Raw genomic sequence first — 11,934 nt, 5'->3', positions numbered from 1 at the left:
CAGGTAGGGCTCCAATTCATCTGATGGCCTCCAGTGTCTCTCTCAAAATGGCGGGCTCCAGTCCGGCAACCGGCTGGATGCCTTCGGGACCGTCCAGCATGAAGGTGACCCCGTCGACCGCCTTCTTGTCCCGGCTGAACAGCCCGACTATCGCGTCGGCATCGACCCCTTCGGGCAGGCGGGTGGGCAGTTGGTACCCGTCGACCACTCGGCGGTGCTCGTCCACGCGCTCGGCGTTGATGCGGCCGGCGCGGTGGGCCAACTCGGCGGCGTAGATGAGGCCGACGGCCACCGCCTCGCCGTGGCGGAGGTCGTACCCGCCGTGGGCCTCGAGGGCATGGGCCAGGGTGTGGCCGTAGTTGAGCACGGCCCGGCGGCCGGACTCTCGCTCGTCGGCCGCCACCACCTCGGCTTTGATCTGCACGCAGCGGGCGATGCGCTCGGGCAGGCTCAGGGTGTCGAGGTCGGCATCGGCGATGAAGTGGTACTTGGCCATCTCCCCCAGTCCCGACCGCATCTCCTCGGGAGGCAGGGTGTCGAGCGCTTCGGTGTCGCACAGCACCGCGGAGGGCTGCCAGAAGGCGCCGACCAGATTCTTGCCCTCAGGCAGGTTCACGCCGGTCTTGCCTCCCACTGAGGCGTCGATCTGGCCCAAAAGCGTGGTGGATACGAACACCACCCGGATGCCCCGGTGGTAGACGGCGGCGGCGAATCCGCCCAGGTCGGTGACCGCTCCCCCGCCCACGGCCACCACCGCGTCACGGCGGGTGAGGCCCCAACGGGCGAATTCCCGGCATAGCTCCTCGACCGCGCCCAGCGTCTTGATTTGCTCGCCGTCGTCGGTGATGAACACCCGGTGCTCCACGCCGGGGCCCACGGTGAGGCCGGCATCGGCCACCGCGGCCTGGGTGACCACCGCCACCCGGCCCACATCAGGGGGAATGACTTCGGAAAGGCAATGGCGGACGCCGGGGCCGACCCAGACATCATAGGATCGCTCCCCCAATTCAACCGGAACCCGGATCGCGCCCTTGAGGCCTGCCTCGGCGGTCATCGGGCCGACACCGGCCGGGGCCAGACTCGTCTGATCTGGTTGGCCACCTGTTGGGCCTCCATGCCGTCCACGTCAATGACTCTGTGGGCCGTCTCGGCGTAGAGCCCTGACCGAGCGGCGCTGATGGCGGTGAGATCGGCCATCGGGTCGTCGCCCAGCAGCGGTCGGTTCTCGCCGGCCCGGACCCGCTGGACCAGCGTTTCGATGGTGGCTCGCAGCCAGCACACCCAGGCCCGATGTCGCAGCAGTTCCCGGTTCTCAGCCCGCAACACCGCTCCCCCGCCGCAGGCCACCACCATGGGCTGCGGAGAAGCCAAGCAGGCGGCCAGCTCCGACTGCTCAATGTCTCGGAAGCCGTTCTCGCCGTCAGCCTCGAAGATCTCGGGAACCGACCGGCCCTGGCGCTCCTCGATAGCGGCGTCGAGGTCCACGAATCGCAGCCCTTCGGATTGGGCCAACCAGAACCCCACCGTCGTTTTCCCCGACCCCATCATCCCGATGAGGGCCACATGGGGCGTACTTTCCACAACGCGATACTACAAGTGGGCTACCGCTGCCCTGAGAGCACTTATCGTTAGCTCGTCACAGGTATGGCCAGCGCCACGGCCGCGGCGGCAACGGCCATAGAGGGGGCGAAGGGGAAGACGGTGGGGCGGGGGTTGTCGGGGTCGGCCAGGGGGTCGGGGAGGAGTTCAATGCCCAGGGCCCTAACGCCCCACACGAACAGGCCCATGATGGCCCCCAGCACCGAGGCCAGGCCGAGGGCCAGCAGCACAGCCAGCAATGACTGGCCGTAGCCCGACCCCACCCAGCCCAGCACCAGGCCCAACGGCAGCGACAGCTTCACATCGCCCCACCCGAGACTGCCCCGGGAGGCGGTGTGCAACACGGCCATGATGCCGCCGTAGAGCCCGGCGGCGGCCACCGCTTGGCCGATGACCCCCGGGTGGTGTCGCAGCAGCGAGATGAGGGTCATCAGCGCCAGCAGAACCAGCACGGCGGGGAACACGATGGCGTTGGGGATGCGGTAGTGGAACAGATCAACGGTGGTGACGGCAACTAGGGCAACGAACAGCGCCCACACCGGGATCACATCCCAGGTGGTGCCTAACAAGCCGCCGGCCGCTCCCAAGGCGGCGGCGGTGGACAGCGGGACCATCACTCGCAGTGAGCGGCTGTCGCGCACTTTGAAGCTCCACACCAGCGGCAACAGGAGGCGGCCCGCCACGATGCCGATGGCCACCCCGGCAATGACCATGGCTGCCGTGCTCACGACTGGCCCCCCGCTGCCCGGCTCATCTGTCCTTGAGCGCCTCGGTGGCCGCGGCTGTCATGGCCTCGACCGGCGGATCAGCCCCGGTCCAGATCCGCACGGCGTGGGCGGCCTGGTACACCAGCATTCCCACCCCGGTGGAGGCGGGTACGTCGCGGCGGTGGCATTCGGCCAACAGCGGGGTATGGAGTGGGTTGTAGACCAGCTCGGCCACATGCTGTTGGGGGTGGAGCAGTTCGGGATCCAAGGGCAGGCTGCCGGCGCCCTCGGTCTCGGCCATGCCCAAAGGGGTGGCGTTGACCACCAAGCGGAATCGATCGATATTTGCCAGGCCGGCCGTGGTACCCGCCGATCCGGCCAACGCGGCGGCCGAAGCGGCGGCCTCGGGGCGGCGGGCGATCACCGCCACCTCGCCGACCTCTCGGCGGGCCAGCTCGGCCACCACTGCCCGGGCGGCCCCGCCTGCGCCCAAAACCGCACAGGTAATCCCGGTCAGTTCCACCCCCTCGGCCAGCAGGGCGTCGCAGAATCCGGCGCCGTCGGTGTTGTGGCCGACCAGCCGATCGCCGTCGCGGGCCACGCAATTCACCACCCCCAGCGCCGCGGCCGCAGGGCTCAGCTCGTCCACCGCGGCGGCCACGTCGGCCTTGTGGGGCATGGTCACCGAGAGGCCGGCCATGCCCCGCTCTCGCATTTCGTCGAGCGCCGTGGCCGCCTCTCCCGGCGCCACCTCGAAGGCGGCGTAGACCCAATTCAAGCCGAGCCCGTCGAACGCGGCCTGGCAGATGACCGGGGACAGCGAGTGGCGTATCGGAAAGCCGATCACCCCGGCGGCGACGTCGGCGTCGGGGTCGAGCCCGATGGGGATCAGCACCCCAGGTCCCTCTGTCGGCAAATAACTGTGGCCGCCTCGTGTTCTTCGAAGGTGTTGCTGAAGGTGTGGGCGCCGGGCACCGGATCATCGGTGCGCACATAGAACAGCCAGAACCCGTCGGCGGGATTCATTGCGGCCTCCAGCGACGCCCGCCCGGGAGCGGCGATGGGGCCGGGGGGCAGCCCGGTGCGGTTGTACACGTTGTAGGGGTTGTCCACCCGCAAGTCGGCGAGGGTCAGCGGCTCAGACGGCTTGTTCACCGCGTAGCGCACCGCGGCGTCGATCTGAAGCGGCATGTCTAAGCCCAGTCGGTTGTAGATCACCCGGGCAATTTTGGCCCGATCCTCGTCGATCAGGGCCTCCTTTTCGATGAGCGACGCCACGATGACCGCTTCGTAGGGGGTCACCCTCACTGTTTCGGGGGCGGTGTCCAGGCCTGCCTCGGAGGCCACCCGATCGAACTGATCCACCAGGCGGACGACGAGGGCCGCCTCATCGTCGGCGGTGGCCCCGTCGAGCAGGTAGGTGTCGGGGAACAACACCCCCTCCAAGGTGCTGTTGGCGGGCTGGTAATCGGACCGCACCGGTGGGAAGGCGATGGCCCGGGCCAAGTCGTCGGCATTGAATGTGGAGACCTGGGCAAGCAGCTCGCCCTGGATTTGGGCCAGGGTGAGGCCCTCGGGCAACACCACCCTGAAGGCATCTACCGCCGGGCCGGGGTCGGGACCAGCCAGCAGCACGTCTTTGGCCTCCCACACCGCCATGTTCTCGTTCAAGACGTAGTTGCCGGCCAGGAAGTCGCCGGCGTCCTTGTAGCGCAGGTAGTAGCGGAACACCGTGGAGTTGGCCACCACCCCCTGGTCCTCGAGAATCCGGGCGATGTCGTTGATGGACGCCCCCTGGGGGATGTTGACCACCAGCTCGGGGCCCTCATCGCCGGGAGGGTCGAGGCGATCATCGATCCAGCCCTTGACCAACAGCGTGGCGATCAGCACCACCACGCCCATCAGTCCCAGCAAGATGATCACCCGGGTGAGAGTCGAGGTTCTTCGAGGCAACCAGTCCCAGTCCTCATCTGTGCTCATGAGGAGTCCAGCCAGCCCTGAGAGGGAACCCCCATCACGGTTTCGACTCCGAATTGGTGGAGTCCAGCCAGCCCTGCAAAATGACCGAAGCGGCCACCATGTCGACCCGGCGGCGGCGGGCCTTGCCGCTGAGGCCGGACTCGGCCAGCGATTGCTCGGCGATAACCGTGGTCAGCCGTTCGTCGTGGGTCAACACCGGCACTCCCAGCGCTGACTCAAGCTGTTGGGCCTCGCGCTGCGCGCCGACGGCAGCGGGGCCCGTGCCGCCGTCCAGCGACAGGGGCAGGCCCACGATCACGACCCCGGCCTCGTACTCTTGCACCAACTCCGCGATCTTGCGGTGGTCTTGGTCCCGGCTGCCGGAGCGCTTGATAACGGTCAGCGGGGTGGCCACCCGGCCGTCGGAGTCGGAGACGGCCACGCCGATGCGGCGCTCGCCGAGGTCGATTCCCAGCGCTCGTGCCATCACCCGCCGATGCCAGCCGCGGCTCGCACTTGTTCGAGGGCCTCTTCAAGCCGGGACGGGTCACGGCCGCCGGCGATGGACAGCTTGGCGTCGCGGCCTCCGCCGCCGCCGATGGTGGCAGCCGCTTCGGCGATGAGCTCGCCGGCATTCAGCTCGCTTTCAGCGGCCACCGCGGCCACCAGGGCCGCCCCACCCCCTTCAGGAGCCGCCCCCAGCACCACGGCGGCCACGCCGGGGCGATCCCGGGTGGCGATGGCCAAATCGCGCAACTGGCCCCGGTCCAAGCCTTCAACCAGCGCCACCACCACTCCGTCCACCGCCTCCTGGGCCAGATCCCCCGACTGGTCGGCCGAAGCGGCCTTGCGCAGGTCGCTCAGCTCCGCCCGGAGGCTCTTGATCTCGGCGATGCGCTTTTCGGCCCCAATGAGCAATTGATCGACGGGCACGCCCAGTCGCTCGGCAGCCTGAGCCAGAGTCGACTCCCGCTCGGTGAGCAGCTCAACCGGGCGGGTGCCGCTCACTGCCTCGATTCGGCGGATGTTGGCCCCAATGGAGCCCTCAGACACCACCTTCACCGGTCCGATATCGCCCAAAGCCCGCACATGGGTGCCGCCGCACAGCTCGGTGGAATGCGGGCCGGCCTCGAGCACTCGGACCCGATCCCCGTACTTGTCGCCGAAAAAAGCAATAGCTCCGGCCTCCATGGCCTCGGCCATGGAGGTCTCATAGTGGCGGGTGGCGGGGTTGTCCAGGATGTCGGCATTGGCCAGACGCTCAATCTCAGTGATCTGCTCGGCGGTCAGCGCCTCAAAGTGGGTGAAGTCGAAGCGCAGCCGGTCGCCGTCCACCAGCGAGCCTTGCTGTTTGACGTGGTCGCCCAGCACCTCCTTCAGCGCCCAGTGCAGCAGGTGGGTGGCGGTGTGATTGCGGCGGATGGCCGCCCGGCGGTCGGAGTCGATTGCTGCAATCACCGTTTGGCCGGGCTCGATCTCGCCGTCGATGGATTCGGCGTGATGCAAGTGCAACTCGGGCACCACATAGGTGGTGTCGGCAACTCGGGCCGAACCGGTGGGAGAAGTAATGGATCCGGTATCGCCCACCTGCCCGCCGGCTTCGGCATAGAACGGGGTCCGGTCCAAAACGATGCCGTCGTCGGTAACGGCCAGAACCACGGCTTCGGCGCTGTCGAAGTCCCGTCCGATGAATTCGGTGGGACCGTGTTCGGCCACCAGCGCGGCGTAGGCCGACACATCGGCGGAGGTTGCGTGCCGGGCATCGAAGTCCTGGCGGGCTCGGGTGCGCTGGCCTTCCATGAGCTGGTCGAAGCCGTCCCGGTCCACCGCAACTTCCCGCTCCCGGGCGGTCTCCTCGGTCACCTCGAAGGGGAACCCATAAGTGTCGTGCAGCAGAAAGGCCAATTCGCCCGACAGGGCCTCGCCCTCGTCGAGGCGGTCGATGGCGTCGTCGAGGATCTGCGATCCTTGGGCCAGAGTCGATCGGAAGCTCTCCTCCTCGCGGGCAACCACGTCACGCACGAAGCTGTGGTTGGCCGCCACGTCGGGATAGTCGGATCCCATGATGTCGACCACTTTGTCCACCAGCTTGGGAGTAACCACGTCGGTGACCCCGAGCAGATAGGCCCGGCGAATGGCCCGGCGCATGATGCGGCGCAGCACGTAGCCCCGATCCTCGTTGGAGGGGAATACGCCGTCGGAGATGAGGAAGGTCATGGTGCGGGCGTGTTCGGCCAGTATCCGCAGGGTGACGTCGCTGTGCTCGGCCGCCCCTAGCTTTACCCCGGCAACCGCGGAAGCCTCGCCCACCAACTCGGCCATCTCATCGATGTCGAACACCGACTCAACCCCTTGGATCAGAGTGAGGATCCGCTCCAGGCCAGCCCCGGTGTCGATGCTGGGCTTTGGCAGCGGGACCTGGCCGTCGGGACGCTGGTCGTACTGCATGAAGACCAGGTTCCAGAACTCTAGGAACCGCTCGTCGCCGCCGTGGGCCGGCCCGCCGTCGGGGCCGAATTCCGGCCCCTTGTCGAAGAAGATCTCCGAGCAGGGCCCGCACGGCCCGGTGTCGGCCATGCGCCAGTAGTTGTCCTCGTCCATCCGCTGGATGCGGTCGGGTGACACGCCAGCCACATCCCGCCAGATCTCGGCGGCCTCATCGTCGCTGAGGTGGACGGTGATCCACAGCCGATCGGGGTCGAAGCCCAGACCCTCGGTGACGAACTCCCAGGCCCAGTCGATGGCCTCGGTCTTGAAGTAGTCGCCGAAGCTGAAGTTGCCCAGCATCTCGAAGAAGGTGAGATGGCGGCGGGTGAGTCCGATCTCGTCCAGGTCGTTGTGCTTGCCTCCAGCCCGCACGCACTTCTGAACGGTGACCGCCCGGGAGTGGGGAGAGCTCTCCTCGCCTGTGAAATAGGGCTTGAACGGCACCATGCCGGCCACGGTGAACAGCACGGTGGGGTCGCGAGGGATGAGGCTGGCCGACGGCAGCACGGCGTGACCCCGCTCGCCGAAGAAGGAGGTGAATGCGCTGCGGATCTCCTGGGCTCGTTTGGGGATCAATGCGCCGTCCTATCGCCCCGGCGGTTCGTCGAGAGACCGGCGGGCGATCTCGGCCCGATAGCGCCGAACCGCGGCGGTGCCCTCGGCCAATGCAGCCCGAGCCTCAGCAGCCGCCGCCTTGACTCGAGCGCTGGCACCAGAACTCGGTCGAATCGGAACAGCCCGCTGGGCGGCTTGGCGCAGCTTGCGACGCACATAGGACGCCCCGGCCGCACCCGCGCCCGCCCCCGCGGCGAACCATACGAATCGCTTGGCCATCAGCTTTCCTCGCTGTCGTTGCTGTCGGTTCTCCGGCCCATCATTCGCTGGCGTATCTCCTCTTCGGCCCCATGTTTTGAAGGATGGTAATAACGTTCGTCCTCAAAGCGATCAGGGCGATATTGCTGGCTCACCCAGCCCTGGGGATCATCATGAGGATACACGTAGCCCTTGCCGTGCCCTAGACCGGCCGCCCCCTGATAGTGGGCGTCTCGGAGATGGGGCGGCACCTCTCCGCTGCCGTCTCCGGCGTCGGATCGGGCCTTCCCCAGCGCAGTGGTGACGGTGTTCGACTTGGGGGCGGTGGCCAGATACACCACCGCATGGGCCAGGTTGAGCTGCGCTTCGGGCAGCCCGACAAACTCCACCGCTCGGGCCGCCGCATCGGCCACCACCAAAGCCTGGGAGTCGGCCATGCCGATGTCCTCTGAGGCCAGAATCACCATCCGGCGGGCGATGAACCGGGCATCCTCCCCCGCCTCCAACATCCGGGAAAGCCAGTACAGCCCGGCATCGGGATCAGACCCCCGCAGGCTCTTGATGAAGGCGCTGATGACGTCGTAGTGCTCGTCGCGGCCGTAGCGGACTGCGCTGGCCCCCAAGGCGTCCTCGGCATCGGCCAGGGTGACCCGGGGCGGGTCGTCGGGGCGGGCCGAGGCCAGGGCCACGGCCACCTCCAGGCTGGTCAGGGCTTGGCGGCCGTCTCCGGCGGCCTGGGTCGCCAGGTGGTCCAGCGCGTCGTCGTCGGCTTCGGCTCCCTCGGCCCGCAGCCCTCGGCGCAGCAATTCGCCCAGCGCATCGCTGTCCAGGGGCTCGAGACGAAACAGGGTGGAGCGGGACCGAAGCGGTGGATTCACCTCGAAGTACGGGTTCTCGGTGGTGGCCCCGATCAGCGTGATGAGCCCGGACTCCACCGCAGGCAGAAGGGCGTCCTGCTGAGCTCGGTTGAAGCGATGGACCTCATCGAGGAACAAGATCGTGCCCTGGTCGTGCTGGCCGAGGCGGTCGCGGGCCGAGGCCATGACCTCTCGCACGTCCTTGACCGAAGCAGCGACCGCGGAGAGCTGGACATAGGCCTGGGCGGTGGTGCCGGCCACCAAACGGGCAATTGTGGTCTTGCCCGTGCCCGGCGGCCCCCACAAGATGGCCGACGACAGCCGGTCCGACTCGATGAGGCTGCGCAGCGGCTTGCCCCGGCCCAGCAGGTGCTCCTGGCCCACCAGCTCGTCCAGGTTGTTCGGCCGGAGCCGGTCGGCCAGCGGCGCGGTCTTGGCCAGGCGCTCGGCAGCGGCGGCGGCAAACAGATCGTCGCTCATCGCCATCCGGCGCTCCCCCACCTACCCAGCGTCGGGGGGCGGGAGGACGCGCAGGCCGAGCTCGTCGAGGTGGCGGTCGGCAATTGGGGTGGGCGAGTTGGACAGCGGGTCGGCGCCCGACTGGGTCTTGGGGAAGGCGATCACCTCGCGGATGTTCTCCTCCCCGGCCAAGATGGCCACCAGGCGGTCGATGCCAAAAGCGAACCCGGCGTGGGGCGGGGCACCGTAGCGAAAGGCATCGAGGAGGAAGCCGAACCGGGTCTCGGCGTCTTCGTCGCTGATGCCCAGGGCCCGGAATACGGCCCGCTGGATGTCGGGGCGGTGGATCCGCACGCTGCCCGAACCCAGCTCCCAGCCGTTGAGCACCAGGTCGTAGGCCTGGGAGCGCACCGCCAGCAGCTCCTCGCCTTCGCCGTCCAGCATGCCCACATCGTCGGGGTGGGGCATGGTGAAGGGATGGTGTGCGGCGATGGGTCGTCCCTGGTCGTCGATGGACTCGAACAGCGGGAACTCGGTGACCCAAACGAAGTTCAGCCCGCCCCCAGTGATGGGGGGCCGGCCCAGCTCCAGCCGGAGCAGGCCAAGGATGTCGCGCACCTTGGGGCGGCGGTCGGCGATCAGCAGCAGCAGATCGCCGGGTTCTGCACCCATGGCCGGGCCGAGTGCGGCCTGCTCGTCGTCGGACATGAACTTGGTCAACGCGCCGTCGAGGGCACCGTCGTCGCCCACCCGGAACCAGGCCAGGCCCTTGGCCCCCCACTGCTGGCACTTGCGGGTGAGCTCGTCGATGGCGTTGCGCCCCAGGCTCTGGCTGCCCCCCTTGCAGTTGATGCCCTTCACGCACTCCACCTGGAAGACCTTGGCCTCGGTGCCCTCGAACAGCCCGGTCAGCTCGATCAGCTCCATGCCGAAGCGGATGTCGGGCTTGTCGGAGCCGTAGCGCTCCATGGCATCGGTCCAGGTCATGAAGATGGGGTCGTCGGGACGGGTGCCGGTGACGGCCTCCACCGCGGCGGCCACCGCCTCGGTGATAAAGGCCATCACGTCGTCTTGGTCGGCGAAGCTGGCCTCGGCGTCGAGCTGCATGAACTCGAACTGACGGTCGGCCCGCAAGTCCTCGTCGCGCAGGCAGCGGGCGATCTGGTAGTAGCGGTCGATGCCCCCCACCATGCAGAGCTGCTTGAAGATCTGAGGCGACTGGGGAAGGGCGTAGAACCGGCCCGGGTGTATTCGGGAGGGCACGACAAAGTCGCGGGCCCCTTCGGGGGTGGAGGCCACCAGCATGGGGGTCTCGATCTCGGTGAAGCGCTGAGACTCCATAGAGCGGCGGATGGCGCTGTTCACTTTGGCCCGCAGCTCCAAGTTGCGCTGGAGGCGCTCCCCCCGCAGGTCGACGTAGCGGTAGCGCAGGCGCACGTTCTCGTCCACCTCGGTGCGGGAGTGCAGCGGGAACGGCGGGGGCTCGGCGGCCGACAGAACCTCTACCTGGCAATCACCGATCTCCACTTCGCCGGTGTCCAGCTTGGGGTTGACGGTGCCCTCGGGCCGGGGTCGCACGGTGCCGCTGATGCGGACCACGTATTCCGAGCGCAGGTCGTGGCGCTCATCCACCACGCACTGGATCACCCCGGTGCGATCCCGCAGGTCGATGAAGGCCAGGTTCTCGCCGTGCTCCCGGCGGCGGTCCACCCAGCCGCACACCGCTACCTCCCGGCCAATGTCATCGGCGCGCAACTCGCCGCAATAGTCAGTTCGCATTGCGGCTATTTCACTCTGTCGCCAGCCTCTGGGCCACGTCAATAACCACTTCGTCCCGGGGCAGTGCGGTTTGGCCGCCTCCTGAGCGCAGGTCGCGCAGGGTGACGGTGCCCGACTCCAGTTCGTCGTCGCCCACCAGAAGGGCCAAGCGGGCGCCCGAGCGGTCGGCCACCTTCATCTGGGCCTTCATCGAGCGGGCGTCGAAGGCCCGGTCGGCGGAGATGCCGTTGCGGCGCAATTCGAAGGTGAGATCGCGCCCGGCGTTGCCGCCGGTCACGTCGACCACGAACACGTCGACGGTCGCCTCGGCGTCGGGGAGGGCATCCTCGGCGTCGGCGGCCAACAGGATGCGCTCGATGCCGGCACCAAAACCCACTCCGGGGGCGGGCTTGCCGCCGAGGGACTCGGCCAAGCCGTCGTAGCGCCCTCCGCCGCCGACGGCGTTCTGGGCCGAGGTCAGAGCACCGGCCACGAACTCCCAGGTGGTGTGGGTGTAATAGTCCAGGCCCCGCACCAGGCGAGGATCAATTGAGTAGCTGACCCCCAAGGCATCGAGCCCGGCCTGCACCCGCTCGAAGTGGACGGCGGCCTCGTCCGAGAGGCATTCGGTTATGAGGGGGGCATCGGCCACCGCGGCCACGGTGCGCTCCCGCTTGGAGTCCAGTACCCGCAGAGGATGATCGGCGGCGTTGGCCCGGTCGGCCTCGTCCAACTCCCCCACCCGCTGGCCCAGCCAGGCAGCCAACTGCCCGGCGTAGGCCTGTCGGTCGCCGGGGCTGCCCATGGAGTTAAGCCGCAGCGACAACTGGCTCAATCCGAGCGCCCGATAGAAGTCGTGTTGGAGGGCGATGACCTCCACATCGAGGTCGGGATCGGCCGAGCCGATGGCCTCCGCTCCTACTTGATGGTGCTGGCGAAACCGCCCGGCCTGGGGCTCCTCGTAGCGGAAGCAGGGGGTGATATACCACACCTTCCAGGGCACGGTGGGCCGGTGCTGGTTGAAGGCCCGAACCACCGAAGCAGTGCCCTCCGGGCGCAGGGCCATGTGGCGCTCGCCCTTGTCCAAGAAGTCGTACATCTCCTTGCGGACCACTTCGGTGCCCTCGCCCAAGCGCTGGAACACCCCGATGTCCTCAAACATCGGATTCTGCACCAGCCCATAGCCGGCCCGTCCAAACACCTCAGCGAATGCGGCCACCAGCGCCTGCCAGCGGTCCGACTCGGGCGGCAAGATATCGCGAGTCCCCTTGGGCGCTTGGAACAACTCGGTCACA

At 68.0% G+C, this 11,934-nt stretch carries 11 protein-coding genes; all 11 read right to left on the bottom strand.

The features are described from left to right. Nucleotides 1-16 precede the first annotated feature (16 nt). Genes ACOGXH_RS05445 through hisS form a run of 11 tightly spaced genes read right to left on the bottom strand, consistent with a single transcriptional unit; the run spans nucleotide 17 to nucleotide 11,933 of the window. Nucleotides 17-1,054, bottom strand: coding sequence for a 3-dehydroquinate synthase family protein (locus ACOGXH_RS05445; RefSeq protein WP_419928103.1), 1,038 nt, complete (start codon nucleotides 1,052-1,054; stop codon nucleotides 17-19). Continuing rightward, complete coding sequence (locus tag ACOGXH_RS05440) at nucleotides 1,051-1,581, bottom strand: shikimate kinase (protein ID WP_419928102.1); 531 nt, start codon at nucleotides 1,579-1,581, stop codon at nucleotides 1,051-1,053. The genes ACOGXH_RS05445 and ACOGXH_RS05440 overlap by 4 nt, the downstream gene beginning before the upstream one ends. Before the next feature lie 47 nt (nucleotides 1,582-1,628). Next, nucleotides 1,629-2,327: a prepilin peptidase gene (locus ACOGXH_RS05435; RefSeq protein ID WP_419928101.1), complete on the bottom strand. Its 699-nt coding sequence runs from the start codon at nucleotides 2,325-2,327 to the stop codon at nucleotides 1,629-1,631. Nucleotides 2,328-2,349: 22 nt separating this feature from the next. Further along, nucleotides 2,350-3,201, bottom strand: coding sequence for a shikimate dehydrogenase (gene aroE / locus ACOGXH_RS05430; protein ID WP_419928100.1), 852 nt, complete (start codon nucleotides 3,199-3,201; stop codon nucleotides 2,350-2,352). Further along, complete coding sequence (gene mltG, locus ACOGXH_RS05425) at nucleotides 3,195-4,286, bottom strand: endolytic transglycosylase MltG (RefSeq protein WP_419928099.1); 1,092 nt, start codon at nucleotides 4,284-4,286, stop codon at nucleotides 3,195-3,197. Before mltG ends, aroE begins: the two co-directional genes overlap by 7 nt. A 34-nt stretch (nucleotides 4,287-4,320) precedes the next feature. Continuing rightward, on the bottom strand, nucleotides 4,321-4,752 hold the full coding sequence (gene ruvX, locus ACOGXH_RS05420) for a Holliday junction resolvase RuvX (RefSeq protein WP_419930323.1): 432 nt from the start codon (nucleotides 4,750-4,752) through the stop codon (nucleotides 4,321-4,323). Continuing rightward, complete coding sequence (gene alaS / locus ACOGXH_RS05415) at nucleotides 4,752-7,328, bottom strand: alanine--tRNA ligase (RefSeq protein WP_419928098.1); 2,577 nt, start codon at nucleotides 7,326-7,328, stop codon at nucleotides 4,752-4,754. The genes ruvX and alaS overlap by 1 nt, the downstream gene beginning before the upstream one ends. A 9-nt stretch (nucleotides 7,329-7,337) precedes the next feature. Further along, nucleotides 7,338-7,586, bottom strand: coding sequence for a hypothetical protein (locus tag ACOGXH_RS05410; RefSeq protein ID WP_419928097.1), 249 nt, complete (start codon nucleotides 7,584-7,586; stop codon nucleotides 7,338-7,340). Further along, a complete protein-coding gene (locus ACOGXH_RS05405; protein ID WP_419928096.1) occupies nucleotides 7,586-8,908 on the bottom strand; it encodes a replication-associated recombination protein A in 1,323 nt (440 codons plus the stop codon). Before ACOGXH_RS05405 ends, ACOGXH_RS05410 begins: the two co-directional genes overlap by 1 nt. A gap of 15 nt (nucleotides 8,909-8,923) precedes the next feature. After that, nucleotides 8,924-10,660, bottom strand: a complete 1,737-nt coding sequence (gene aspS / locus ACOGXH_RS05400; protein WP_419928095.1) for an aspartate--tRNA ligase — start codon at nucleotides 10,658-10,660, stop codon at nucleotides 8,924-8,926. Nucleotides 10,661-10,670: 10 nt separating this feature from the next. Continuing rightward, nucleotides 10,671-11,933 carry a histidine--tRNA ligase gene (gene hisS / locus ACOGXH_RS05395; RefSeq protein ID WP_419928094.1) on the bottom strand — a complete coding sequence of 421 codons (1,263 nt, stop codon included), beginning with the start codon at nucleotides 11,931-11,933 and terminating at the stop codon, nucleotides 10,671-10,673. Nucleotide 11,934 lies beyond the last annotated feature (1 nt).

This window comes from Candidatus Poriferisocius sp. (assembly GCF_965208355.1).
Taxonomy (GTDB): Bacteria; Actinomycetota; Acidimicrobiia; order Acidimicrobiales; family Bin134; genus Poriferisocius.
This window is presented reverse-complemented; position numbering and strand designations above follow the sequence as displayed.

Bases quoted from the DNA above. Each gene is read 5' to 3' on its own strand.
- mltG (WP_419928099.1), bottom strand. From the start codon at position 4,286: ATGAGCACAGATGAGGACTGGGACTGGTTGCCTCGAAGAACCTCGACT.
- ACOGXH_RS05445 (WP_419928103.1), bottom strand. From the start codon at position 1,054: ATGACCGCCGAGGCAGGCCTCAAGGGCGCGATCCGGGTTCCGGTTGAA.
- ACOGXH_RS05405 (WP_419928096.1), bottom strand. From the start codon at position 8,908: ATGGCGATGAGCGACGATCTGTTTGCCGCCGCCGCTGCCGAGCGCCTG.
- ruvX (WP_419930323.1), bottom strand. From the start codon at position 4,752: ATGGCACGAGCGCTGGGAATCGACCTCGGCGAGCGCCGCATCGGCGTG.
- ACOGXH_RS05410 (WP_419928097.1), bottom strand. From the start codon at position 7,586: ATGGCCAAGCGATTCGTATGGTTCGCCGCGGGGGCGGGCGCGGGTGCG.
- aspS (WP_419928095.1), bottom strand. From the start codon at position 10,660: ATGCGAACTGACTATTGCGGCGAGTTGCGCGCCGATGACATTGGCCGG.